A 23,824-nucleotide genomic window follows, 5' to 3' on the forward strand; every position below is an offset into this window, starting at 1 on the left:
TTAATTAACTGTCTTCGATTGCGTTTAATTGACGGTTTTCGATTAAAAGCGGTACCGGGGTTTGGGAGGTACTATGGCGGCAGGAATGCTGGGCGATCTGGTTGGCAAGATCCTCGACAAGATATCGGGCACCAGTTTGCTGGCGACCGGGCTTTTGCTGCTGACTGCCTTTGTCAGCGCGCTCGTCGCCTATTGGCGCACCGTCGAGGCGAAGAGCTGGAAGGAGTTCTTCGAGTTCGTCGTCCCGCACGAGGTCATCACCCATCCCTCGGCGAAGGCCGACCTGATGTTCTGGGTCACGAAAAAGGCCCTGATGCCTTTCCTGATGCTGCCGGCCGGAATAATCTTCGTCTCGGCGGTGGGCTACGCAATCAACTGGCTGTTTTCGACACTCTTCCAGTTCCAGCCACCGCTGGTCGAGGGACCGGCGGGGCCAGTGACGGTGCTGATCTTCACCATCACCATGCTGCTCGCCTACGATATTTCCTATTATCTCTATCACGTCGCCCAGCATCGCTATCCCCTGCTTTGGGAACTGCACAAGGTGCATCACTCGGCCGAGGTGATGGTCGGGATCACCAAGGACCGGGTTCACCCGCTCGACGAGCTGATGAATCGAGCCTGGGATGGCCTCATCGTCGGCATCTGCTTCGGCATCTGGTCGCTGATTTCGCTGAACCTTGTCGAACTGACCGTCTTTGGCGTCAACGTCTATGTCATGCGCAACATCCTGATGATGGATTTCGTCAGGCACACGCATTTCAAGATTTCGTTCGGCCCGCTCAACAATGTGATCCTGTGTCCGCATTGGCACCAGCTGCATCACAGCACCGATCCGCGCCACTATGACAAGAATTTCGGCCTGCTCTTCTCGTTCTGGGATCGACTCTTCGGAACATTGTGCGTGCCGAAACCTGACGAGGACTTCAAGTTCGGACTGGTCGACCGCAATGTCCGCGACTACCAGTCCCTCGCGGGCCTTTATGTGATGCCGCTGAAGCGGATGTGGGGGCATATTGCCAGGCGCATCCGGCCTGCAAAGTCACGGACCGTACAGTCATCGGAAGAAGGGACGCGGCCATGAACGCTCCCTTCGTGCTGGCGATTCCGCGGACACGCACCTTCGAAGTCGTGACATCTGCGGCGCGCCTGGCCGAGATCGCACCGGCCTGGACCGCGCTCTGGCAGCGAGCGGGCGGGCTTGTCTTCCAGCACCCGGACTGGATCGCGGCCTGGTGGCGCACCACCCCGCATCAGGAGCGGCGCACGCTCAGGATCGGGCTTGCTTGGAATGGCGATCGGCTCGATGGCGTGATCGCGCTCGCCACTTTCAGGCGCTCCGGCATCCGCATGCTCGAATGGGCGGCGAAGGATCACAGCGACTATGGCGACGCGCTGGTTGCGCCCGATAGCGATCCGCAGGTGATCTCCCGTCTCTGGCAGCATGTTTTTGATCAGGGCGGCTTCGACCTGGCCTATCTCAACCGCCTGCTGCCGGATGCCGGGGTCCGGGCCCTGCTGGATCCGGCCTCGCGCCATGCCAGGGCGCTTCGGCCCAACCACCGCAGTGAAATCAGCTATCGTGTCGTCGGTCCCTGGCAAAGTGGGGCGGAATGGTTCGAGACGCTGTCCAAGAAGGCCCGGCAGAACTACCGTCGCGGCCGCAAATTCATGGAGGAAGGCGGTGCGGTGCGTTTCCGCCTGCTGGGTGCGGACGACCCGCGCGAGCCGGTGCTCGCACGGGTCGCGGTGCTGAAGCGCCTCTGGCTTGCCCGGCATGGCCGCGTCTCGGACCTGTTCGACAAGGGCTCGCCGGTTCTCGCCGCGCTGGTTTCGGTGCTGGCCGAACTCGGGCTGTTGCGCATCTTCGTGTTGGAACTCGACGACACGATCATCGCCGTCTCGATCAATTTCGAGCAGCACGGCACGATGATGGCTTTCGTCACCACCTATGATCCCGAATATGAGCGCGCCTCGCCGGGCATGGTGCTGATGATGGACTATATCCAGTGGTCGCTCGACCGTGGCCTCGCCAAAGTCGATTTTCTCTGCGGCGGCGAGGATTTCAAGCGGCGCTTCGCCACGCAATCAGTCAGGCTGTCGTCGATGATCGGCGCGCGCGGTCTGCGCGGCCATCTCGCCGCGCTTGCCGATCGTGCCGTCCATGTCACGAAATCCTCGCGGGCACAGCGGCAGCCGAACGCGCAAACGCCCGACGAGTAAGGACGGCTCGTATGGGCCCTAGCCCACGCTCAAAGCGCGCGAACGGCTTCCAGCACGTCCTCGGCATGGCCCTTGACCCGGACCTTGCGCCAAATCCTGGCGATGCGCCCGTCACGGTCGATCAGGAACGTCGCGCGCTCGACGCCCATATATTTGCGGCCATACATCGATTTCTCGACCCACAGATGGTAGGCCTCGATCACCTTGCGCTCCTCGTCGGCGGCGAGGTCGACGGTGAGATTGTATTTCGATTTGAACTTGTCGTGCTTCTTGACGTTGTCGGGTGACAGACCGATCACGACAGCGCCTGCCTTCTCGAATTCCGGTTTCAGCTGCGAAAAGCTGATCGCTTCCTGCGTGCAGCTTGTTGTGTCGTCCTGCGGATAGAAGTAGAGCACCACGGGTTTGCCGGCCGATGCGGCCAGGCTGAACGAGCCGCCGCCGTCCTGCGGCAGATCGAATTGCGGCGCAAGATCGCCCACGTCGAGGTCAGCCATATCGATGCCCTTGTTTGAGGTTACGCGCGGCGCCACACCGATATAGTGTCGACCGGGGATTCGTCCACGAGCGAGTTTGTACAACGGAAGATTGCGTGGATCAGGAGCAACCGCAGCACGAGAAGATCCGGTTCAGGCGTGACGAGATCACCGACCTGGGGGCTTTGCCGTCCGCGTGCCGCGTTCCACCACTCGGCCAGGCGTCGATCGGCCGCGGCTTCCGCATCCTTTCGCGCGTGTTCGCCGGCATGGTCGCGTTCGTGTTGCTGGCCGCGATCGTTGTCTATCTGGTCGGAGCATCCGGGGTCGGCTCCGAGCGGCTTCGGGCGGAAGCGGAGACCGCCATCGAGAAACTCGCCGGGGTCGATGTTAATGTGGCGGTCGGGCCGGCGCGCATCACGCTCGACAGTTCGAGCTTCGTCGCGCTTCAGGTCAGCGACGTCAGCCTGAAGACATCGGACGACAAACCGATGGCGGATGCCGGCCGCGTCCGCTTCGGCATGCGCCTGATCCCGCTGCTTTGGGGAGAGGTGCGGCTGACCAGCGCCAGGATCTCGGATGCTCACATCGTTGTGGCGGCGATGCCGTCCGGCGACGACTGGACAGCGCAATTGCGCAACGAGGACGGCCTCGTCGATCCGGAGAGACTGTCCGACGCGCTGTTCGGCAACATCCATCGCGCGCTCGACGCCGTGCGGGAAGATTCGATGCGCCGGATCGATCTCAGCAATGTCGAATTCGTGCTGCCTGAAACGGGAGCGATCAAGCTGGTCAAGATCGCCGACGCCACCGTCGTTCAGTCGGGGCCGGGCGCTGTGGAGTTTTCCTCGGAGGCGGATATCGACGGCAGAAAGGTCACGGTTGCCGCCTCCGCCACCCGCGATATCGCGGCGCATCGGGTGACGGCGCTGACTGCGAGCGTCGACCTGGCGGCTGCCGACGACACCGCTGCCGGCGCTGGGAAGCTAGGCGCGGTCGCGTTGAAGCTGACAGGAGCGGAAGGATCCGGCGCCAATGAATCACGGCTGACAGCCGCCCTATCGTCCGCCGGATCCGTGCTCGATCTTGGCACGCGCGGCTTGCTGCCCGCCGATGTCGATGTCGACGCGACGCTTGTCCATGGCAGCAACAAGATCCAGGTCGACAGGCTGCTGCTGAAGACCGGCCGGTCCTCTTTCAATTTCGGCGGCTCGATAGGGCCAAAGCCGGCGACAGGGGCGGCGGGCGAGGAACCCTCTTATCGCTATGACCTGACCAGCGACGGTTCGACCCTGGCGCCGTCGGAATCGCCCGAGCCCGCACTGACCTTCCTCGCCCGCATTGCCGGCGTCTATCAGACCAAGAGCCATAAATTGGTGGCCGAGCAGATCGCGGTTCGGTCCGCCGCTTCCGGCGAGGTACTCGGCACCGCGGCCGTGGCGTTCGTTGAAGGCAAGGCCCCCGGGGTCAATCTCGCGCTCAACGTCCATGACATGCCGGTCTCGCACGTCAAGCAGTTGTGGCCGTGGTTTTCGGCGCGCAATGCCCGGCTCTGGGTGCTGGACAATCTCTTCGGCGGCCGCGTCGTCGATGCCAACCTCCAGTTCCAGGTCGTGCCGGATCGCCTCGGCAACGGCGTGCCGCTTTCGGCCGAGGAGGTGTTCGGCCGCTTCCAGATCGAAGGCTCGCGCTTTGACACGGCCGGCCGCATCCCGCCGATACGCGACGCCGTCGGCGTGGTCGCCTTCCACGGCAATGACGTCGACATTTCGCTCTCCTCGGGCACCGTCTACATGCCCAGTGGCCGCACCGTGGCGGCCAGCAACGGTACGCTGGCGGTCAAGGCGGCGAACCGCCCACCGGTCATCGGCGCCCTCGACATCGATGTGGAGGGCGAGGCGCCGGCTGTGGCCGAACTCGCCTCCTACGAGCCGATCAACGCCATGCGCCATGTCGGCTTCCTGCCGGAGGACCTGTCCGGCAACGTCACCGGCCATGTCCGGGCCGACATTCCGCTGCAGTCCGGCGTCGATACCTCGAAGCTCGATTGGCTGGTGTCGCTCGACTATTCGGGCCTGTCGCTGGCCAAGCCGTTCGAGGGGCAGACCGTGACGGATGCCGACGGTTCGATCACCGTCGACCCCGAAAAGGCGGTGATCTCCGCCAAGGCATCGCTCAATGGCATTCCGGCCGAACTCGACCTTATCGAGCCGCTGGCGGATGACGGGCCGGCGCGCAGCCGCAAGGTGGCCCTGGTGCTCGACGACAAGGTCCGTGCCGCGGCCATGCCCGGCCTGACGCCGCTGCTTGGCGGAACGGTGAAGGTCGCAATCGACAAGAGCGGCGATGGCAACCAGAACGTCTCGGCCGACCTGACCAATGCCAGGCTGGACATTCCGTGGGCCGGCTGGAGCAAGGGGGCAGGGGTTCCCGCCAGTGTCACCTTCGTCATGACCAAGGCTGGCGACACCACGACACTGTCCGATTTCAACCTCGACGGCAAAACATTCTCGATCGACGGCAGCATCGTGCTGGTCAACGGCGGCCTGTCGTCGGCCAAGTTCAGCAAGGTCACCTTGAACCGGGGTGACGATGTCGCCATTTCGGTGAAGCGGTCGGGCAAGGGCTATGCGGTCGACATCAATGGCAACGCGCTCGACGCCCGTTCGCTCATCAAGCAGTTCACGTCCGATGTGGACACCGCGACCAAGACGACCGGAACAGACAACATTTCCGTCAGCGCCGACGTCGAGCAGCTCACCGGCTTCCATGACGAGCAACTGTCCAATTTGAAGCTCGATTACAGCGCGGCCGGCTCAAGGGTGAACGGGCTGAAGGTCAGCGCCACGGCAAGTTCGGGCGCGGCCATCACCATCAGCAACACCACCGGCGACGGCCGGCGCTCGCTCAACGTGAAGTCAGCGGACGCCGGCGCGATATTGAGGTTCCTGAACGTCTACGAGCACATGGAAGGCGGCTCGATCATGCTGGCGCTGACCGGGGCCGGCGACGGGCCGATGAAGGGCAAGGTCGATACCAGCAACTTCTTCATCGTCAACGAACCGAAGCTCGCCTCCATGGTCTCGACCACGCCGGCCGGCGACAACCGCAGCCTCAACCAGGCGGTCAAGGGCAATCTCGACACGTCGCGGGTCAAGTTCGAACGCGGTTATGCCGAGATCGAGAAAGGCAGCGGCTATCTGAAGCTGGCCAATGGCGTGCTGCGCGGCCCGCGCATCGGCACGACGTTCCAGGGCATCCTCTATGACCAGAACAACAATATGGACATGACCGGCACCTTCATGCCGGTCTACGGCCTCAACCGCATCTTCGGCGAACTGCCCATCGTCGGCGCGCTGCTTGGCAACGGCCGGGACCGCGGCCTGATCGGCGTCACCTACCGGCTCAGGGGCAATGCCAACAAGCCGGTGCTGGATATCAATCCGCTGTCGGTGATCGCACCGGGCATCTTCAGGTCGATCTTCGAATATCGATGAACGGCCTCAGGCCGGCCGCACCAGAACGTGCTTTTTCTTGCCGAGTGAAAGCTTGACGACGTTTTCCGGACTCAGATCCTGAAGCGTGACCATGCGGCGGTCGTCGCTGACCGACTGGTCGTTGATGCGAACCGCGCCGCCCTGTATGTGCCGCCGTGCCTCGCCATTGGACGATGCCAGCCCCGCCGTGACCAGCAGCGACAGGATGCCGATGCCGGCTTCGAGCGCTGCCTTGTCGGCCCCGACGGTCGGCAATGTGTCGGCGAGCGCCCCTTCCTCGAAGGTCTTGCGCGCGGTTTCCTCGGCCTGGTTTGCCGCTTCGCGGCCATGGACGATCGCCGTCGTCTCCGTGGCCAGGATCTTCTTGGCCTCGTTGATTTCGGAGCCGCCGAGTGCGGCCAGGCGCGCGATTTCGGGCAGCGGCAGGCGGGTGAATATCTTCAGGAAGCGCTCGACATCGGCGTCCTCGGTGTTGCGCCAGTACTGCCAGAAATCATAGGGCGAGAAGAGGTCGCCGTTGAGCCACACCGCACCCTTCGCCGACTTGCCCATCTTGGCGCCCGACGACGTCGTGAGCAGCGGCGTGGTCAGCGCGTAAAGCTGCGGCGTGCCCATGCGATGGCCGAGATCGACGCCGTTGATGATATTGCCCCACTGGTCCGACCCGCCCATCTGCAGGCGGCAGTTCTGGCGCCGGGCGAGCTCGACGAAATCGTAGCCCTGCAGGATCATGTAGTTGAATTCGAGGAACGACAGCGACTGCTCGCGGTCGAGCCTGAGCTTGACGCTGTCGAAGGTCAGCATGCGGTTGACGGAAAAATGCCGGCCGACATCGCGCAGGAACTCGACATAGTTGAGCTTCATCAGCCAGTCGGCATTGTTGACCATGATGGCGTCGTTCGGGCCGTCGCCGAAGCGCAGGATGCGGCCGAAAATGCGCTTGATGCCTTCGATGTTGGTGGCGATCGCCTCGGGCGTCAAAAGGCTGCGCTGGTCGTCGCGGAAGGACGGGTCGCCGATCATCGACGTGCCGCCGCCCATCAGCGCGATCGGCCGGTGCCCGGTTTCCTGCAGCCAGTAAAGCATGGTCGCCGAGATCAGATTGCCGATATGCAGGCTGGTGGCGGTGGCGTCGTAGCCGACATAGGCGGTGACCGTTTCCTTGGCGAAAAGCTGGTCGAGGCCGGTCTCATCCGAAATCTGGTGGATGAAGCCGCGCTCGCTCATCGTGCGCAGGAAATCGGATTTGAAGGCAGGCATATTTTGTTTCCTGAAAGCGTCCAGCCGGTCTGATGCGGCCTATATGAAGGCGCGCGTTTAGCATCCAAGCGCGATCAGCAAAAGTGGAATCCGGTTTTGCGGTGGATTGCCATGCGTAGATGTCCTGACGATCACCCGTTGTTGAAACGGTGTAACCTGCCGTCCGGCACGAATGCTTGCTTCATCGTTTCGGCTGGCGTAATGAGGCGCCGCGCCAAAGGTTCTTGCAGCCCACGACCTCGAGCGGCACCGCACGGCATCCATCAATGCCACATTCGACGACAGAGCCCCGACGCGACATGCCGGACGCATTGATATCCATTGTCATTCCTTGCAGGAACGAGGCGGCAAACCTGCCGCTCTTGATCGACGAGATCGAGGCGGCGATGGCCGGGCGCCACTTCGAACTGATCATCGTCAATGACGGCTCGACCGACGAGACGGCTGCCGTGCTTACCGAACAGGCGGCACTTCGCTCTTTTCCGGTGCGGGAACTGCGGCACCAGAAATCCGCCGGCCAGAGCCTTTCGGTGAGGTCGGGCGCCTGGGCGGCTCGCGGCGGCATCGTCGCCACGATCGATGGCGACGGCCAGAACGATCCGCAATACATTCCGGTGCTGGTCGATGCCTTGCGGCAGGCCGGGCCTGATTTCGGCGCCGCCCAGGGGCAGCGCCTCAAGCGCCGCGACAGCAAGGTCAAGCAGCTGGCGTCGCGCTTCGCCAACTGGCTGAGAAACGCCATCCTGCATGATGAGACCCGCGATACAGGCTGCGGCTTGAAGGCTGTCCACACCGAGATCCTGCGCAAACTGCCCTTCTTCGACGGCACGCACCGCTTCGTCCCGGCCCTGGTCATCCAGGAAGGCTATCGCGTCGTGCATTGCGATGTCGTCGACCGCTCGCGCCGCCACGGCAAGTCAAACTACGGCATTTTCGACCGCGGCCTGCAGGGCGCGCTCGACCTTGGCGGTGTCTGGTGGCTGCGCCGCCGGCGCCGCAGAATGCCAAAAGTAGAGGAAATCAAGCGTGTTTAACGTGCTTCAGGAACTGGGGACCTGGCTTCACCAGGTCTTCATCAAGCAATTCGATGCGTGGATCCTGCTCGGCTTCGTTGCGCAGTTCTTCTTCACCATGCGCTTTGTCGTGCAATGGCTCGCCTCGGAAAAGGCCAAGCGCAGCGTCGTGCCGGTCGCCTTCTGGTTCTTCTCGCTGTTCGGCGGCGGCCTGCTGCTGATCTATGCCATCCAGCGCCAGGATCCGGTGTTCATCGCCGGCCAGGCCATGGGCATGTTCATCTACATCAGAAATCTCTGGCTGATCGCCAATGAGCGCAAGGCGGCGATGACCAAGGTCGATTGAGCACCGTCACTTCCGAGAAACTGGTCACAGAGGCTAAAGCATGGCGTTGAACAGGAACTACATTCTTCTCTTCCTGTTCAGCCTGGTGATGACGCTTTCGGGGCTGGCATCGCTGCCGCCGATCGACCGCGACGAATCGCGCTTCGTCCAGGCGACCAAGCAGATGGCCGAGAGCGGCGACTATGTCGACATCCGCTTCCAGGAGGCCTCGCGCTACCAGAAGCCGATCGGCATCTACTGGCTGCAATCGGCGGCGGTGACGCTGAGCGGCAAGGGCGCCGAGGCGCCGATCTGGGTCTATCGCACGATCTCGGCGCTCGGCATTGCCATTGCGGTGCTGGCGATCGCGTGGACGGGAACCAATCTTTTCGGCGCCAATGCCGGTATCGCCGCCGGCCTGGTGATGGCGGCGATCTTCGCCACGGCCTTCGAGGGTCGCGACGCCAAGACCGATGCGATGCTGCTGGCCTGTTGCGTGGCGGCGCAAGGTGCGCTGGCGCTGATCTACCTCGCATCACGCCGCAACGAACCGGTCGCCGGCCATCTCTGGTGGATTTTCTGGATCGCGCAAGGCGCGGCGATCCTCATAAAGGGGCCGATTGCACCGCTGCTGTCGGCGCTGACCATCGCCGCGCTGTTCGCCTTCGAACGTGACGGGCGCTGGCTGTCAAAGCTCAGGGTTGGACGCGGCCTGTTGCTGGTCGTGGTGATCACGCTGCCCTGGCTTGCGGCGATCACCTGGAAAAGCCATGGCGCCTTCCTGCAGCAAGCCGTCGGCAAGGACATGCTCGGCAAGGTCGCGTCGGGCGAGGAATCGCATGGTCTGCCACCCGGCTTTTACATGCTGACCTATTCACTGTTCATGTGGCCGTTCGGGCTGATCGCGGTCGGCGCCGGCCTCCAGGCCCTCAACCGTATGCGCGACGATGTCAGGCTTCGCTTCTGCCTTGCCTGGTACATCCCTTTCTGGCTGGTTTTCGAGCTGATCCCGACCAAGCTGCCGCATTATGTGCTGCCGGCCTATCCCGGGATGGCGCTGCTGATCGGCTGGCTGCTGACATTGCAGCCCGAGGACGCCAACGCATCGCTCAAGCGCTGGCAGCAATGGCTGTGGTGGTCGACCGCCTTCGGCCTGGTCGTGGTCAGCCTCGGCCTTGCGGCGGTCTCCATTGGAGCGCCGATCTATCTCACCCACAGCTTCTCCTGGTGGAGCATTCCGGCCGCCGCCGCCGCATTGGGCACTGGCTATTTCGCTTTTTCGCGGCAGTTGCAGGTGCCGTTGCCCCGCATCGGAGCCACCGCCGCCTGTGCCGGCATCACTTATGCCTTGCTGTTCGGCGTGATCGCCCCATCGCTCAAGCCGATCTGGCTGAGCCCGGCGATCAAGCAGGCGGTGCTTGCCAACAAGCCTTGCGACACGACGGTGCTGGCCTCGGCACGGTTTCAGGAGCCGAGCCTGGTGTTCCTGGTCGGCACCAAGACGGTGCTGACTGATGTCGGCGGCGTGGCGCAGCATCTGCTTACCGATCCGGCCTGCGCCCTGGGGCTGGCGCCGATCGAGGACGAGCAGAAACTGAATGGCATGCTGTCGGTGCAAGGGAAATCGGTGAAACGGGTCGCGGAGATCGACGGCCTCAACTATTCGTCGGGAGACAAATTGTCGCTCGGCCTCTATCGTGTGGCCCCATGACGGCTCGTCGATGCCCATAACGGCGACAATGGGGTCGAATTCCCAATGCTCGTAAAATCGCGCCCTTCCGTTTCCAGTCGGCTCCTTGGGGTGGGGCGCCGATCCCTGAGCAATTTTCACGACACCATGCGGATCGTGAGAGGGCGCTTTGCCGCTCGTCCCGCGCGTTACCCGAACATTGCATGGCCGGTATGGGGCCTGGTTTGGCTGTTGCTGACGGCGGTGGCATTCGTTCGCCTGGATACACCGGCAGGGATGGTCCATGGCCAATGGTCGGGAGCCGGGCTGGCCGAGTTCCTGACCCAGTTCGCTCTCGGTGGCTGGTACCTGATCCCGTCGGCGCTTTTGCTCGTCGCGGCCAATCTGACCGATTGGCGCGGCCTTTCACGGCGATCGCTGATGCTCGTCTACAACTGGACTTGCCTGGCTTTTCTGGTGCTGAGCGCCGTTGGCCTGTCGGGTCTGCTGGTCAATGTGCTGAAATATGCGATCGGCCGGGCCCGCCCGCTCTACTTCCAGGATTTTGGTGTGCTCGCCCTGCATCCCTTCGCCTTTGACGCGCGCTTCGCCGGCTTTCCATCCGGCCATGCCACGACGATGGGGGCGGTGTTCGGCGTTCTCCTGCTTTTGTTTCCGCGGCGTTGGCACATCGCCTTGGTGGTCACCGCCTGTCTCGCCTCGACCAGGGTTTTCGTCGGCGCGCACTATCCGAGCGATACGGTGGCCGGCTTCGGCCTTGGCTGCGCCTTCGCGCTGGCTTGCGGGCTGGTCTTTGCCCGGCTCGGCTTCATCTTCCGTGCGACGCCGTCGGGGTTGCCGGTCCGCAAAGCATCGTTCCGGTTGATTGCCCCGCAAAAATAAGTCGTTGCCGGATTAATTGCTGTCCAGGCCGCCGTAGGACCTTACCAGGCGAGCCATGTCGGATGCGTCGGCGACTTCGCTTTCCAGCCCCTGTGCCACGCCGGCGCGATCTGCGACGGGGCGGTTCTGGCTGACCTTCCACTTGCCGTGGATCTCGCTGATCTCGATCTCAAGCCCGATGATGCCCTTGATCTGCGACTGGATGAAGGGCGGCGGCGCATCGGTCACTGCCCAGGGCGCCTGGCGCGCGCCTTCCTGGGAGCCGGTCAGATCGGCGATCTGCTGTGCCAGCCACTCCTGGTCGTCGATCACCTTTGCGGTGCCGCGCACCTGCACGATGGCGTAGTTCCAGGTCGGCACCACCTTGCCGGTCTCGCGCTTGGTCTCATACCAGGAAGGCGTCACATACGCGTCGGCGCCCTGGAAGACGATCAGCACGGGCGACGCCGGATTGTCGGCAATGAGGCGCCAGTGCGGGTTGGCCTTGGCCAGGTGAGCCCGCAGTCTGCCGTTCGACAACCCTTCGGCGTCGAGCAGGAAGGGAATGGCATTGGCGACCGGGCCGTCAGGCCCGTTCGAGATCAGCATGCCGAGCGGATGTGCCCTGATCAGTCCATGCAGCACGTCGGGCCGCGTTTCCTGGAAATGGGGAGGCTCGTACATCGGCGATTGCGCCTTTCCTGCTTATCTCAGCCGCTTGGGCCGCGGATCGGACAATTCGCCCGCCAGCCGGCGATCGAGATAGTCCGCGCATTCCTCGATCAAAAGATCGGCGTGGTTGGCGAAGAAGTGGTTGGCGCCGGGCAGGGTCTTCTGCGTGATGGTGATGCCCTTCTGCGTATGCAGCTTGTCGACCAGGCCTTGGACATCCTTCGGCGGCGCCACCTTGTCGGCATCGCCATGGATAATCAGGCCCGATGACGGGCAGGGCGCCAGGAACGAGAAGTCATAGGTGTTGGGCTGCGGCGCGATCGAGATGAAGCCCTCGATCTCCGGCCGGCGCATCAAAAGCTGCATGCCGATCCACGAGCCGAAGGAATAGCCGGCGACCCAGCAGCTCTTGGAATCCGGGTGCAGCGACTGGACCCAGTCGAGTGCGGCGGCTGCATCCGACAATTCGCCGGTGCCGTGGTCGAATTCGCCCTGGCTGCGGCCGATGCCGCGGAAATTGAAGCGCAGCGTGGTGAAATCGCGCTTCTGGAACATATAGAAGAGGTCGTAGACGATCTTGTTGTTCATCGTGCCGCCGAACTGCGGATGCGGGTGCAAGACGATGGCGATCGGCGCGCTCTTTTCCTTGGAGGGCTGGTAGCGTCCCTCCAGGCGGCCGGCCGGACCGGTGAAAATGACCTCAGGCATGAAATACTCCACTTGGTATACGAATGCGCGGCGCCCGGAACGAGTCTTCCTCTGGCCTTGACGCAGGGCGAGCGTCTTCTTAGAAGCTAGTTTAGAACTATTCAAAACTGAATGGCCAGACGTCGAGCCCGGCCACCCGCGCCGCAAGCCGCGTAAATAGGACGGCTCGCCTTGGAATTTCAAGGAAATAACGCCATACGACGACCGAATGGCTTCTGACGGGATCAACTGGACGAAAATGGCCGCAAAACGCGCCTATCTCGACTATAATGCCAGTGCGCCGCTGCTCCCAGCGGCGCGCGAGGCTATGGTCGTGGCGCTTGACGTGGCCGCCAACCCGTCATCGGTCCATGCCGAGGGCCGCGCCGCGCGCCGCCTGATCGAGACGGCAAGGCGCGAGGTCGCGGCTCTGGTCAGCGCCAGGCCCGAACATGTCGTTTTCACCTCTGGCGCGACGGAAGCTGCCTCGACGTTGCTCTCCCCCGAATGGCAGATGGGGCGCGGCAGCGTGCGCATGAGCCGGCTCTACGTCTGCGAGGCCGATCATCCCTGCCTGTTGAATGGCGGGCGCTTTCCGGCGGCCCAAGTGACGCGCATCGGCGTCGATGCCAACGGCATTGCCGACCTTGCCGCCTTGGCCGCGGCACTTGGCGATCACGACAAGGCCGATGGCCTACCGCTGGTCGCGATCCACGCCGCCAACAACGAGACCGGCGTCATCCAGCCGATCGATCGCATCGCCGAAATCGTCAAGGCCGCTGGCGGCATTCTTGTCGTCGATGCCGTTCAGGCCGCAGGCCGCGTTTCCATCGACATGTCAGCGGGTTACGCCGATTATTTGATTCAGTCTTCGCACAAGATCGGCGGTCCCAAGGGCGTCGGCGCCATCGTCGCCGCCGCCGATCTGATGATGCCGAAGCCGCTTATCAATGGCGGCGGCCAGGAAAAGGGCCATCGCGGTGGCACCGAAAACCTCGCCGCCATATCAGGCTTTGGTGCCGCCGCGCGCGAAGCGCTGGCCGGACTGCTCGCGATTGATGCGGTGCGCCAGCGCCGCGACGAGATCGAAGCCATCGTGAAAATGCTGGTGCCGGACGCGGAAATCTTTGGAACCGGTGCGCCAAGGCTTGCCAACACGACATTCTTCGCTATTGCGGGCATCAAGGCCGAAACCGCGCAGATCGCCTTCGATCTCGCCGGTGTGGCGCTGTCGGCCGGCTCCGCCTGTTCGTCGGGCAAGGTCGGGCCGAGCCACGTGCTGAAAGCCATGGGCTATGGCGACAGTCTTGGCGCCTTGCGTGTGTCGATCGGCTCGGCGACGGGCGCCGAGGACATTGAATTGTTCCGCACCGCGCTGGCGGGAATTGCCCAGCGCCGGGCGGGCAGGGAACAGGCCGCGTGACGCGGTGAAAAGGAATTCAGGCTTCGCAGCCTGGTAGAGCCGTGCGTTTGCAAGTGGCCGGGTGAATTTCCGGTCGAAACGCACTATATGGAACTTACGCCGCTTCCGGCGCCTCCAGGGGCTGCCGTTCGCGGTGCCATAGTTTGAAAACTGTCGGGCCTTGACCCCGGCGTGGATGGAGAACGCATATGCCTGCTGTGCAGGACACGATCGATCGGGTCCGAAAGATCGACGTCGACCAATACAAATATGGATTCCAGACCGAGATTGCTGTCGCCAAGGCCCCCAAGGGCCTGAGCGAAGACATCATTCGTTTCATTTCGGCCAAGAAGGACGAACCGTCCTGGATGCTGGAATGGCGTCTGGAAGCCTATCGGCGCTGGCTGACGCTGGAAGAGCCGACCTGGGCGCGCGTTCATTATCCGAAGATCGATTTCCAGGACATCTACTATTACGCTGCGCCAAAGAGCACGCCTGGCCCGTCGTCGCTCAGCGATGTCGATCCCGAACTCTTGAAGGTCTATGAGAAGCTGGGCATTCCGCTGCGCGAGCAGGAAATCCTGGCCGGCGTGCAGAAGACCGATGCCTCCGAACTCGAGGAGCCCAGCGACAACGTCTACAAATCGGGCCGTGTCGCCGTCGACGCGGTGTTCGATTCCGTCTCCGTCGTCACCACCTTCAAGAAGGAGCTGGCCCAGGCCGGCGTCATTTTCTGCTCGATCTCGGAAGCTATTCGCGAGCATCCGGAACTGGTGCAGAAATATCTCGGCTCGGTCGTGCCGACCTCCGACAATTTCTACGCCACGCTGAATTCGGCTGTCTTCACCGACGGCTCGTTCGTCTTCGTGCCCAAGGGCGTGCGCTGCCCGATGGAGCTGTCAACCTATTTCCGCATGAACGAGAAGAACACCGGCCAGTTCGAGCGCACGCTGATCATTGCCGAGGAGGGGGCTTACGTCTCCTATCTCGAGGGCTGTACCGCACCGCAGCGTGACGAGAACCAGCTGCACGCCGCGGTCGTCGAACTGGTGGCGCTCGACGATGCCGAGATCAAATATTCGACCGTACAGAACTGGTACCCCGGCGACGCCGAGGGCAAGGGCGGCATCTACAATTTCGTCACCAAGCGCGGCGATTGCCGTGGCGACCGCTCGAAGATCTCGTGGACGCAGGTCGAAACCGGTTCGGCGATCACCTGGAAATATCCGAGCTGCATCCTGCGTGGCGACGACTCTTCCGGTGAGTTCTATTCGATCGCCGTTTCCAACGGCTACCAGCAGGTCGATAGCGGCACCAAGATGATCCATCTCGGCAAGAACACGTCGAGCCGCATCATCTCCAAGGGCATCGCCGCCGGCTTCTCGCAGAATACCTATCGCGGCCAGGTCTCGGCGCACCGCAAGGCGACCAACGCGCGCAATTTCACCAACTGCGACAGTCTGCTGATCGGCGACCAGTGCGGCGCGCACACCGTGCCCTACATGGAAGCCAAGAATTCGACGGCGCAGTTCGAGCACGAAGCGACGACGTCGAAGATTTCCGAGGACCAGAAGTTCTACGTCATGCAGCGCGGCATCCCTGAAGAGGAAGCCATCGCGCTGATCGTCAACGGCTTCGTCAAGGACGTCATCCAGCAACTGCCGATGGAGTTCGCCGTCGAGGCGCAGAAACTGATCGGGATCAGCCTTGAGGGTTCCGTTGGGTGATGGTGATGCCGTTCCGAAACATAGTTTCTGGACTGTTTGCTGGTCTCCTCGGCGTGGCCTCGGCTGTTTTGCCAACAGCGTCTGCTTATGCGGTTGAAGAGAAAGAGGCGGGGAGCGCTGACGGCCTTCTGCTTTCAATGTCCAAGGAGTTTCTCGAGAATTCCGGATTCGTATCAGGCCTTGGGCTCGATGGTTCGAAGCTCGACTATTCCGTCGAGAGCTTGAAGCAGATCGATGCGGCCTTACAGAAGCTCCATGACGAGTTGCCGGACGGAACAGACGGAAAAGATCTTATGGCTGCCGGAGACAAGCAGCTGCAATTTGTCACCCTGAGCCTGGGTTCCTATGTCGGTGAGGTCTTGCGCAGACACCTGAAGCAAGATGCCAGATGGGAAGGTTTCGGGTCGCTTTCGGAAGATGAGAAGCAGCTGTTCGGAAATGAGAAGGACATCGGAAACGCTTATTTCATTCGATGGGCGGATGGCGTGGTTTTTCCCATGAGCAAGGTCATGAAATTCCTGGCTAACGGAGACGAAGACAGCGTTTATTTCTACGCAAAGGTCATTCTCAAGGACACCAAGCAGGTTGATGGCGATGGCACCGCAGCTTCCCGTTAACGACATCTGGTTTGCCGCCCGCTGTCGGCGGCTGTGGGCTCTGCAGCGCCGGCACACCGACTACACCGTCACTTACGACGACTATTTCAGAGAAAAGAAAAATGCTTGAAATCAGAAACCTGCACGCCCGCATCGTCGATGACGGCACCGAAATCATCCGTGGCCTGAACCTTACGGTGAAAGCCGGCGAGGTCGCCGCGATCATGGGGCCGAATGGCTCGGGCAAGTCGACGCTGTCCTATATCCTGGCCGGCCGCGAGGATTATGAGGTCACCGAAGGCGACATCCTCTACAACGGCCAGTCGATCCTCGAAATGGATCCGGCCGAGCGCGCCACGTCAGGAATCTTCCTAGCCTTCCAGTATCCGATGGAGATACCGGGCGTGGCGACCATGGAATTCCTGAAAGTGGCCATGAACGAGCAGCGCAAGGCGCGCGGCGAAGAGCCGTTGAAGATCCCGGAATTCTTGAAGCGGGTGAAGGAAGCCGCAGCCTCGCTCAACATGGACATGGCGATGCTGAAGCGGCCGCTCAATGTCGGCTTCTCCGGCGGTGAGAAGAAGCGCGCCGAGATCCTGCAGATGAAGCTGCTGGAGCCGAAACTCTGCGTGCTCGACGAGACCGATTCCGGCCTCGACATCGATGCGCTGAAGATCGTTTCCGACGGCGTCAACGCGCTGCGCGCGCCGGACCGGGCCTTCCTGGTCATCACCCATTACCAGCGGCTGCTCGAGCACATCGTGCCCGATAGCGTGCACGTGCTCTACAGAGGCCAGGTCATCAAGTCCGGCGACAAGTCGCTGGCGCTTGACCTCGAGGCCAATGGCTATGCCGGCGTGATCGGCGAAGCCGCGTGAGATGCCAGAAGGCAAGGTCAAACTGATGAATATGCACACACAACCGCAGCGGACACCGGCTGAAACAGCGTTGATCGACGCGTTCGGCGACCGGCTGTCGCTGCTGCCGGGTGACGGCGCGGTGATGCTGAAGCGCGACGACGCGATCGAGGCGATCAAGCACGGCCTGCCGACCCGGCGCGTCGAATCCTGGCATTACACGGACCTGCGCCGGCTGTTGAGCGTGGTGCCGGACTTCGACCCCGCCGCCATGGCCAAGGCCATCGCGCCGATCGTCGAAGGCTCCGCCGTTCTCCCGGTCCTGAACGGCAAGTCCGACGCCAAGGTGCCGGCGCTTGACGGTGTCACCGTGCAAAGCCTGTCGGAAAAGCTGATTGATGGCAGCATCGCGCCGGGCCTCGATTCCTATGGCAGCGACGATGCGATCGGCGCGCTGAACACCGCCTTCGTTGCCGATGGTTATTTTGTCGACATCGCCGACGGCACGGAACTCGAAAAGCCGATCGAACTGCAGAATGTGCAGGCCGGCGGCCAGACCCATGTGCGCTTGGCCGTTCGCGTCGGCGCCGGCGCCAAGGCCGTCATCGTCGAGCGTCAGGCGGGTGATGGCGCCGCGCTGGTCAGTTCGGTCAGCCAGCTGGTGCTTGGCGAGGACGCCGAGGTGACGTGGCTGATCGTCCAGGAGCAGCCGGACACGGCGACGCATCTGGCGCAGTTCAAGGCCCATATCGGCAAGAACGCGAAGCTGACGCTGTTCGTGATGAACGCCGGCGGCAAGCTTGTGCGCCAGGAGGTCATGGTCAAGACGACTGGCGAAGGCGCCGATTTCAAGCTGCGCGGCATCAACCTTCTGGCCGGCGATACCCATAGCGACGTGACGATGGTGCTCGACCACGCCGTGCCGCACACGACCTCGACCGAGGTCATCCGCAACGTGGTGACGGGCAAGGCGCGCGGCGTCTTCCAGGGTCGTATCAACGTCCACCAATATGCGCAGAAGACCAACGCCAAGATGGCCTGCAACACGCTGCTGTTGTCGGACGATGGCGAGTTCTCGACCAAGCCGGAGCTCGAAATCTTCGCCGACGACGTTGTCTGCGGCCACGGCGCGACGGTGACCGAGATCGACCACGACCATCTGTTCTACCTGATGGCGCGCGGTGTCGACGAGAAGTCGGCCCGTGGTCTGCTGGTCAAGGCCTTCGTGGCCGAGGTGATCGAGGAACTGGACGACGAGACGATCGTCGAGGCGCTGGAAGCGAGACTCGACGAATGGTTTGTGACGCATGGGTGAGGAGCGGTCGGCGTAGCCGACAAAAAGCCAACGATTTGGCTTTTTGAGCGACGAACGCCCGGAGCCATAGCGAAGGGCCGGCTGACGCGGCCGGGTATCGAAAGACAGACGATGGACCAGAAAGTCGAAACCACCCCCTACGACGTCGAGGCGATCCGCCGCGACTTCCCGATCCTGTCGCGCGAAGTCTATGGCAAGCCGTTGGTCTATCTCGACAATGGGGCGTCGGCGCAGAAGCCGCAGGTGGTGCTGGACACGATCCAGCATGCCTATTCCCAGGAATACGCCAACGTCCATCGCGGCCTGCATTTCCTGTCCAACGCAGCGACCGACGCCTATGAAAAGGCGCGCGAGACGGTGCGCCGTTTCCTCAATGCACCAAGCACCGACAACATCGTCTTCACCTCGAACACGACCTCGGCGATCAACACCGTGGCCTATGGCTATGGCATGCCCAATATCGGCGAGGGCGACGAGATCGTGCTGTCGATCATGGAGCACCACTCCAACATCGTTCCCTGGCATTTCATCCGCGAGCGGCAGGGCGCCAAACTGGTCTGGGTGCCCGTTGACGATCTCGGCGTCTTCCACATCGAGGAGTTCGAGAAGCGGCTGACCAACCGCACCAAGCTGGTCGCCATCACGCAGATGTCGAATGCGCTGGGCACGGTGACGCCGATCAAGGAAATCGTGCGCATCGCACATGCGCGCGGCATTCCCGTGCTGGTCGACGGCAGCCAGAGCGCCGTGCATATGCCGATCGACGTGCAGGATCTCGACTGCGACTTCTTCGTCTTTACCGGCCACAAGGTGTACGGTCCCTCGGGCATCGGCGTGCTCTACGGCAAGAAGGATATTCTTGCGGGCATGCGCCCCTTCATGGGCGGCGGCGAGATGATCGAGGAGGTGACGGAAGACATCGTCACCTACAATGAGCCGCCGCATCGCTTCGAGGCCGGCACGCCGCCGATCGTCCAGGCGATCGGGCTGGGTGCCGCTCTCGATTACATGGAAAAGATCGGCCGCGAGCGCATCGCGGCGCACGAGGAAGACCTCAAGACCTACGCGCATGAACGGCTGCGCGCGATCAACTCGCTGCGCATCTTCGGCGATGCGCCCGGCAAGGGCGCCATCATTTCCTTTGAACTGCAAGGCATTCATGCCCATGACGTGTCGATGGTGATAGACAGGCAGGGCGTGGCAGTGCGGGCCGGCACCCATTGTGCCCAGCCGCTGTTGAAACGCTTTGGTGTAACCTCCACATGCAGGGCATCGTTCGGCATGTATAATACCAGGGCCGAAGTCGACGCTTTGGCCGAGGCGCTTGAAAAAGCGCGAAAGTTCTTTGGGTGATGACGACCATGGACGATGTGAGCGCAACCGCAGAGACCGCGCCGGAAACGGCTGCAAATGGCATCGTATCGGCCTCGGCCATTCCCGCTGACGAACTGGCGCGGCTGACCGACGACATCGTCTCGGCGCTGAAGACGGTCTACGACCCGGAAATTCCGGCCGATATCTACGAGCTCGGCCTCGTCTACAAGATCGACATCGAGGACGACCGCTCTGTCAAGATCGACATGACCCTGACTGCGCCGGGTTGCCCCGTCGCCGGCGAAATGCCGGGCTGGGTGGAAAACGCTGTCGGCGCCGTCGAAGGCGTGTCCGGCGTCGAGGTCAACATGACCTTCGACCCGCCCTGGTCGCCCGACCGCATGTCCGAAGAGGCTCAGGTGGCGGTAGGCTGGTACTAGCGTCGAGCCTGGTGCACTTGCGCCAGGGGTAAAACTTCACCATTTTAGGTGAGGAATCATTCGGCAGGCCTTGAACCTGCATGGAATGGAGAAGGAAAGAGAATGGGACGCTTTGCCGTCATCACGATGACCGAAAAGGCCGCCGACCGGGTGCGCGAGATCGTCGCCACCCGCGAAAATGCGCATGGCATTCGCCTCGGCATCAAGAAGGGCGGCTGCGCCGGCATGGAATACACGGTCGATCTGGTGACCGAACCCAACACCAAGGATGACCATATCGAGCGCGATGGCGCGCACGTTTATGTGGCGCCTGAAGCCGCGCTTTTCCTGTTCGGCACCGAGATGGATTTCGAACAGACCACCCTGCGCACCGGCTTCACCTTCCACAACCCGAACCAGAGTTCGGCCTGCGGCTGCGGCGAGTCCGTCGAACTGAAGCCGGCCGACCTCAAGGCGCTCGCTGAAGCACGCGCCTCGGCCTGAGGCTCTCCCTTCGCCCCGTGAACGGGGCGACGAACGCTAGTCCACCCACATGCCCGTCAGCTTGTGCCAGTCGGCGATGGATTCCTCCGGGTAGACGTCGAACGTCTTGTCGCCCTTGCCGATCACGGGTTCGACCCAGTTGGCCTTGTATTTCAGCATCAGATGCACCCGGCTCGGCGGCTTCGGCAGGTCGCTGTCGATTGCCGAGGCGAAGGGGTGCACCAACTCCGGCCAGGTCGGGTCGTAAAGCCAGAGCGCCGACCCGCATTTGCGGCAGAAATTGCGCTCGCCCGTCGAGACCTCGCAATGCGGATGCTCGTCGTCCTCGATCTCGGCACGGTATACGCCAAGGCTCCTCTTGCCCCTGATGTTCAGCGTCTCATAGGCGGCGCCGAGATTGATGGCGAACCCGCCGCCGCCCTGCTGCTTGCGGCAGATCGAGCAGTAGCACAGCATGAACGGTACGGGCGTGTGGCTCTCCACCTCGAAACGCACGGCGTTGCAGCGGCAGGACCCCTTGAGCAGAAGCGGCATGACAAAAACTCCGATGGAATGGTCTTAACCTGTCAGCATGGTTCTGGTTGCGCGATGACAATGTCAAATGCCGGTGACATGATCGCGGCATGGACAATGAACGCATCGCCGAACTGTTCTCAGGGCTGGGCCCGGTCAGCATCCGCAGGTTGTTCGGCGGCAAGGGCATCTATTTCGACGGCGTCATCATCGCCATCGTGCTGCGCGGCGAGTTGCTGCTCAAGGCCGACGAGCAAAGCGCGCCCGATTTCGAGGCCGAGGGCTGCAAGCAATGGGCCTATACCGGCAAGCGCCACGGCAAGCTGGTCGCCATGCCCTATTGGAGCATTCCCGACAGCGCCTTTGACGATCCCGACGAGATGACGGTGTGGGCGCGCCGCGCCTATGAGGCAGGGCGGCGCGCAGGGAAGTGAACTACAGGGCCTTGGCTATCTCGGCCGCCAGCCGCGCATTGTTTTCGACCAGCGCGATATTAGTCTTGAGGCTGCGGCCGCCGGTCAACTCCAGGATTTTTCCCAGCAGGAACGGCGTCACCGCCTTGCCGGTCACGTTGAGCGCCTCGGCGGCCTTTTGCGCGGCTTCGATGTAGCCGGCCATCTCCTCAGCCGGGATTTCGTGGTTTTCCGGCACCGGATTGGCGACCAGCACGCCGCCGCCGAGCCCCAGCGCGACCCGCGTCCGGAAGAAATGCGCGATCTCTTCGGGCTTATAAAGTGTCAGAGGCGCGCGGAACGGCGACTGTCGCGACCAGAAGGCCGGCATCGTCTCACAGCCATGGCCGACCACGGGCACGCCGCGCGTCTCCAGCACTTCCAGCGTCTTTTCGATGTCGAGGATCGCCTTGGCGCCGGCCGAGACGACGATGACCGGTGTGCGCGCCAATTCGTCGAGATCGGCCGAGATGTCAAAACTCTTCTCGGCGCCCTTGTGCACGCCGCCAATGCCGCCGGTGGCGAACACCTTTATTCCGACCATTTCAGCCGCGATCATCGTGGCGGCGACGGTCGTGCCGCCGGTGCGTCCTTGCGCGACGGCGAAGCCGAGGTCGGCGCGCGACAGCTTCATGGCGTCACCGGTCATGGCCAGCGATTCGCGCTCGCCGTCGGAAAGGCCGATCTTGATGCGTCCACCGATCACGGCGATCGTCGCCGGCACGGCGCCGCCGTCGCTGATGATCTTCTCGACATTGGCCGCCATGGCGCCATTGTCCGGGTAGGGCATGCCATGGGTGATGATGGTGCTTTCCAGCGCCACGACAGGGCGCCCGGCGGCCAGGGCTTGCGCCACGGGTGCGTGGATGTCGATGAAGGGGCGTGCGGTTTCGGGGCTCATCTGGATCTCCAACTCGCGGTGCGGGCGTAGGGGGCACACCCGGCAACACAGCGGTACTATGAATTTGCCGGTCTCATGCCACTTCCTGCGCGTTCGGCACAAGAGCCAGCACTTCGGCGAAGCTCGCTGCGGTGAAATCGGGGATGGCGTCGGCGCTTTCGATGGCCAGCGTCGCCGCCGCAATGCCTTCGCGCAAGGCCTGGCGCAGGGGCAGGCCGTGCAGCAGGGCTGCCACCGTCGCACCCGCCAGCGCGTCGCCGGCGCCGGTGACGTTGGCGACTTTTCTGGGGGCAGGTGGTTGGATCGAAAAAGCGCCCGCTTCGTCGAAACCCAGCACCGGCGCGCTGCCTGCCGTCACGACGCCGCTGGTGAGGCCGCTGCATCTCAAGCCGTCGATGACATCTCGCTCGGCGGCATTGGCGTTGACGCCGGCCAGCGCGACGGCCTCGCGGCGGTTCATGAAGACCAGCGCCAGCGCGCCGAGCACCGGTATCAGCCGCACCACCTTGGCCGGTGAAATGGCAATGGCATAGACCGGCTTGCCGGCGGCAAGCGAAACCAGCCGCTCCAGTGCCGCCGACGGCAGATTGGCGTCGCACAGTATGGCATCGGCGGCGGCGATCGCCTCGCGGACCTTGGAGCGCCGCATCTGCTTGGGGAACGCCAGATCGTACAGCGCCATGTCGGCGAAGCCGACGATCAGCTCGCCCTCGCGATCGATCAGCGCCGTATAACTCGGCGTCGTGCGGTCGAGGAAGACCGCCGACAGGTCGGCAATGCCGGCTTGCGCGATAGCCCTCGAAATGGTGTCCGCCCCGGCATCGCCGCCGCGCATCGACATCAGCGAGCCCGATACGCCGCGCCGCACCGTGCTGCGCAGCGCGTTGAACACGCCGCCGCCGACATCCTCGCGCATCGTGCCGGGATTGGACGCGGCCGGCACGTAGGCGCCGGACACCTGGCCACGCCGGTCTATATGGGCGCCGCCCACGGCCAGTATCTCTATGGATTTCACCATGCCGGCGATATGCCCTTTGTTATTGCAACTGCACAAGCGCTACACTGCGTCGTAGACCTTCGCCAGCAAGATGGCGATTCGGCGGGTCGATACAATCGAGCA

23 protein-coding genes are annotated in these 23,824 nt (G+C 62.8%); 16 read left to right on the forward strand and 7 right to left on the reverse strand.

Annotated elements, in window-relative coordinates; all coding sequences use genetic code 11:
* Positions 1-85 precede the first annotated feature (85 nt).
* Together MAFF_RS01100 and MAFF_RS01105 are read left to right on the forward strand one after the other, a co-directional pair.
* Positions 86-1,084 carry a sterol desaturase family protein gene (locus MAFF_RS01100; RefSeq protein WP_044547396.1) on the forward strand — a complete coding sequence of 333 codons (999 nt, stop codon included), beginning with the start codon at positions 86-88 and terminating at the stop codon, positions 1,082-1,084.
* Positions 1,081-2,223, forward strand: a complete 1,143-nt coding sequence (locus MAFF_RS01105) for a GNAT family N-acetyltransferase (protein ID WP_044547397.1) — start codon at positions 1,081-1,083, stop codon at positions 2,221-2,223. Before MAFF_RS01100 ends, MAFF_RS01105 begins: the two co-directional genes overlap by 4 nt.
* Positions 2,224-2,252: 29 nt before the next feature.
* Here the strand turns inward: MAFF_RS01105 and MAFF_RS01110 are convergent, their stop codons facing one another.
* Positions 2,253-2,720 carry a peroxiredoxin gene (locus MAFF_RS01110; protein WP_010909054.1) on the reverse strand — a complete coding sequence of 156 codons (468 nt, stop codon included), beginning with the start codon at positions 2,718-2,720 and terminating at the stop codon, positions 2,253-2,255.
* A 95-nt stretch (positions 2,721-2,815) separates the two neighbouring features.
* Between MAFF_RS01110 and MAFF_RS01115 the strand changes: the two genes are divergently transcribed.
* On the forward strand, positions 2,816-6,196 hold the full coding sequence (locus tag MAFF_RS01115; RefSeq protein ID WP_010909055.1) for a DUF3971 domain-containing protein: 3,381 nt from the start codon (positions 2,816-2,818) through the stop codon (positions 6,194-6,196).
* 6 nt (positions 6,197-6,202) lie between these two features.
* On the opposite strand, the gene tyrS is transcribed toward MAFF_RS01115, so the two are convergent.
* Positions 6,203-7,456, reverse strand: a complete 1,254-nt coding sequence (tyrS, locus tag MAFF_RS01120) for a tyrosine--tRNA ligase (protein WP_010909056.1) — start codon at positions 7,454-7,456, stop codon at positions 6,203-6,205.
* A gap of 299 nt (positions 7,457-7,755) precedes the next feature.
* Between tyrS and MAFF_RS01125 the strand changes: the two genes are divergently transcribed.
* The 4 genes from MAFF_RS01125 to MAFF_RS01140 all read left to right on the forward strand — a co-directional run bounded on the left by MAFF_RS01125 (position 7,756) and on the right by MAFF_RS01140 (position 11,366).
* The gene (locus MAFF_RS01125) at positions 7,756-8,490 is read left to right on the forward strand and encodes a glycosyltransferase family 2 protein (RefSeq protein ID WP_044547401.1); all 735 of its coding nucleotides are present in this window, start codon (positions 7,756-7,758) and stop codon (positions 8,488-8,490) included.
* Complete coding sequence (locus MAFF_RS01130; protein WP_010909058.1) at positions 8,483-8,815, forward strand: lipid-A-disaccharide synthase N-terminal domain-containing protein; 333 nt, start codon at positions 8,483-8,485, stop codon at positions 8,813-8,815. Before MAFF_RS01125 ends, MAFF_RS01130 begins: the two co-directional genes overlap by 8 nt.
* A gap of 40 nt (positions 8,816-8,855) precedes the next feature.
* On the forward strand, positions 8,856-10,505 hold the full coding sequence (locus MAFF_RS01135; RefSeq protein ID WP_010909059.1) for an ArnT family glycosyltransferase: 1,650 nt from the start codon (positions 8,856-8,858) through the stop codon (positions 10,503-10,505).
* Positions 10,506-10,760: 255 nt separating this feature from the next.
* Positions 10,761-11,366, forward strand: a complete 606-nt coding sequence (locus MAFF_RS01140; RefSeq protein WP_244420697.1) for a phosphatase PAP2 family protein — start codon at positions 10,761-10,763, stop codon at positions 11,364-11,366.
* A 12-nt stretch (positions 11,367-11,378) separates the two neighbouring features.
* Here MAFF_RS01140 and MAFF_RS01145 read toward each other — a convergent pair whose 3' ends face one another.
* Both MAFF_RS01145 and MAFF_RS01150 read right to left on the reverse strand, forming a co-directional pair.
* A complete protein-coding gene (locus MAFF_RS01145) occupies positions 11,379-12,029 on the reverse strand; it encodes an FMN-binding negative transcriptional regulator (RefSeq protein WP_010909061.1) in 651 nt (216 codons plus the stop codon).
* Between the two features lie 21 nt (positions 12,030-12,050).
* Entirely contained in the window at positions 12,051-12,725 is a 675-nt protein-coding gene (locus MAFF_RS01150) for an alpha/beta hydrolase (protein WP_027046762.1), read from the reverse strand.
* A 238-nt stretch (positions 12,726-12,963) separates the two neighbouring features.
* Between MAFF_RS01150 and MAFF_RS01155 the strand changes: the two genes are divergently transcribed.
* The 8 genes from MAFF_RS01155 (at position 12,964) to sufA (ending at position 20,838) form a co-directional block, all read left to right on the forward strand.
* Positions 12,964-14,127, forward strand: a complete 1,164-nt coding sequence (locus tag MAFF_RS01155; protein ID WP_010909063.1) for a cysteine desulfurase family protein — start codon at positions 12,964-12,966, stop codon at positions 14,125-14,127.
* A 188-nt stretch (positions 14,128-14,315) separates the two neighbouring features.
* Entirely contained in the window at positions 14,316-15,833 is a 1,518-nt protein-coding gene (gene sufB / locus MAFF_RS01160) for a Fe-S cluster assembly protein SufB (protein ID WP_010909064.1), read from the forward strand.
* Entirely contained in the window at positions 15,830-16,450 is a 621-nt protein-coding gene (locus MAFF_RS01165) for a hypothetical protein (protein ID WP_010909065.1), read from the forward strand. Before sufB ends, MAFF_RS01165 begins: the two co-directional genes overlap by 4 nt.
* Positions 16,451-16,551: 101 nt before the next feature.
* Positions 16,552-17,307, forward strand: coding sequence for a Fe-S cluster assembly ATPase SufC (sufC, locus tag MAFF_RS01170; RefSeq protein WP_010909066.1), 756 nt, complete (start codon positions 16,552-16,554; stop codon positions 17,305-17,307).
* Between the two features lie 25 nt (positions 17,308-17,332).
* Positions 17,333-18,601 (forward strand): Fe-S cluster assembly protein SufD, encoded by a 1,269-nt coding sequence (sufD, locus tag MAFF_RS01175; RefSeq protein ID WP_080512014.1) that lies wholly within the window; start codon positions 17,333-17,335, stop codon positions 18,599-18,601.
* 111 nt (positions 18,602-18,712) lie between these two features.
* On the forward strand, positions 18,713-19,954 hold the full coding sequence (locus MAFF_RS01180) for a cysteine desulfurase (protein WP_010909068.1): 1,242 nt from the start codon (positions 18,713-18,715) through the stop codon (positions 19,952-19,954).
* Between the two features lie 8 nt (positions 19,955-19,962).
* Positions 19,963-20,355 carry an SUF system Fe-S cluster assembly protein gene (locus MAFF_RS01185; RefSeq protein WP_044550339.1) on the forward strand — a complete coding sequence of 131 codons (393 nt, stop codon included), beginning with the start codon at positions 19,963-19,965 and terminating at the stop codon, positions 20,353-20,355.
* A gap of 102 nt (positions 20,356-20,457) precedes the next feature.
* The gene (sufA, locus tag MAFF_RS01190) at positions 20,458-20,838 is read left to right on the forward strand and encodes a Fe-S cluster assembly scaffold SufA (protein WP_013895897.1); all 381 of its coding nucleotides are present in this window, start codon (positions 20,458-20,460) and stop codon (positions 20,836-20,838) included.
* Positions 20,839-20,874: 36 nt separating this feature from the next.
* Here sufA and MAFF_RS01195 read toward each other — a convergent pair whose 3' ends face one another.
* A complete protein-coding gene (locus MAFF_RS01195) occupies positions 20,875-21,372 on the reverse strand; it encodes a GFA family protein (protein WP_010909071.1) in 498 nt (165 codons plus the stop codon).
* Positions 21,373-21,461: 89 nt separating this feature from the next.
* Between MAFF_RS01195 and MAFF_RS01200 the strand changes: the two genes are divergently transcribed.
* Positions 21,462-21,785, forward strand: coding sequence for a TfoX/Sxy family protein (locus tag MAFF_RS01200; protein WP_010909072.1), 324 nt, complete (start codon positions 21,462-21,464; stop codon positions 21,783-21,785).
* A 1-nt stretch (position 21,786) separates the two neighbouring features.
* Here the strand turns inward: MAFF_RS01200 and MAFF_RS01205 are convergent, their stop codons facing one another.
* Complete coding sequence (locus MAFF_RS01205; RefSeq protein WP_010909073.1) at positions 21,787-22,704, reverse strand: pseudouridine-5'-phosphate glycosidase; 918 nt, start codon at positions 22,702-22,704, stop codon at positions 21,787-21,789.
* Positions 22,705-22,777: 73 nt separating this feature from the next.
* Positions 22,778-23,722 (reverse strand): carbohydrate kinase family protein, encoded by a 945-nt coding sequence (locus tag MAFF_RS01210; protein WP_010909074.1) that lies wholly within the window; start codon positions 23,720-23,722, stop codon positions 22,778-22,780.
* Between the last annotated feature and the right edge of the window lie 102 nt (positions 23,723-23,824).

Source organism: Mesorhizobium japonicum MAFF 303099 (assembly GCF_000009625.1).
GTDB lineage: Bacteria > Pseudomonadota > Alphaproteobacteria > Rhizobiales > Rhizobiaceae > Mesorhizobium > Mesorhizobium japonicum.

Bases quoted from the DNA above. Each gene is read 5' to 3' on its own strand.
- MAFF_RS01100 (WP_044547396.1), top strand. From the start codon at position 86: ATGCTGGGCGATCTGGTTGGCAAGATCCTCGACAAGATATCGGGCACC.
- MAFF_RS01105 (WP_044547397.1), top strand. From the start codon at position 1,081: ATGAACGCTCCCTTCGTGCTGGCGATTCCGCGGACACGCACCTTCGAA.
- MAFF_RS01110 (WP_010909054.1), bottom strand. From the start codon at position 2,720: ATGGCTGACCTCGACGTGGGCGATCTTGCGCCGCAATTCGATCTGCCG.
- tyrS (WP_010909056.1), bottom strand. From the start codon at position 7,456: ATGCCTGCCTTCAAATCCGATTTCCTGCGCACGATGAGCGAGCGCGGC.
- MAFF_RS01125 (WP_044547401.1), top strand. From the start codon at position 7,756: ATGCCGGACGCATTGATATCCATTGTCATTCCTTGCAGGAACGAGGCG.
- MAFF_RS01135 (WP_010909059.1), top strand. From the start codon at position 8,856: ATGGCGTTGAACAGGAACTACATTCTTCTCTTCCTGTTCAGCCTGGTG.
- MAFF_RS01140 (WP_244420697.1), top strand. From the start codon at position 10,761: ATGGTCCATGGCCAATGGTCGGGAGCCGGGCTGGCCGAGTTCCTGACC.
- MAFF_RS01145 (WP_010909061.1), bottom strand. From the start codon at position 12,029: ATGTACGAGCCTCCCCATTTCCAGGAAACGCGGCCCGACGTGCTGCAT.
- MAFF_RS01150 (WP_027046762.1), bottom strand. From the start codon at position 12,725: ATGCCTGAGGTCATTTTCACCGGTCCGGCCGGCCGCCTGGAGGGACGC.
- MAFF_RS01155 (WP_010909063.1), top strand. From the start codon at position 12,964: ATGGCCGCAAAACGCGCCTATCTCGACTATAATGCCAGTGCGCCGCTG.
- sufB (WP_010909064.1), top strand. From the start codon at position 14,316: ATGCCTGCTGTGCAGGACACGATCGATCGGGTCCGAAAGATCGACGTC.
- sufC (WP_010909066.1), top strand. From the start codon at position 16,552: ATGCTTGAAATCAGAAACCTGCACGCCCGCATCGTCGATGACGGCACC.
- sufD (WP_080512014.1), top strand. From the start codon at position 17,333: ATGAATATGCACACACAACCGCAGCGGACACCGGCTGAAACAGCGTTG.
- MAFF_RS01180 (WP_010909068.1), top strand. From the start codon at position 18,713: ATGGACCAGAAAGTCGAAACCACCCCCTACGACGTCGAGGCGATCCGC.
- MAFF_RS01185 (WP_044550339.1), top strand. From the start codon at position 19,963: ATGGACGATGTGAGCGCAACCGCAGAGACCGCGCCGGAAACGGCTGCA.
- sufA (WP_013895897.1), top strand. From the start codon at position 20,458: ATGGGACGCTTTGCCGTCATCACGATGACCGAAAAGGCCGCCGACCGG.
- MAFF_RS01195 (WP_010909071.1), bottom strand. From the start codon at position 21,372: ATGCCGCTTCTGCTCAAGGGGTCCTGCCGCTGCAACGCCGTGCGTTTC.
- MAFF_RS01200 (WP_010909072.1), top strand. From the start codon at position 21,462: ATGGACAATGAACGCATCGCCGAACTGTTCTCAGGGCTGGGCCCGGTC.
- MAFF_RS01205 (WP_010909073.1), bottom strand. From the start codon at position 22,704: ATGAGCCCCGAAACCGCACGCCCCTTCATCGACATCCACGCACCCGTG.
- MAFF_RS01210 (WP_010909074.1), bottom strand. From the start codon at position 23,722: ATGGTGAAATCCATAGAGATACTGGCCGTGGGCGGCGCCCATATAGAC.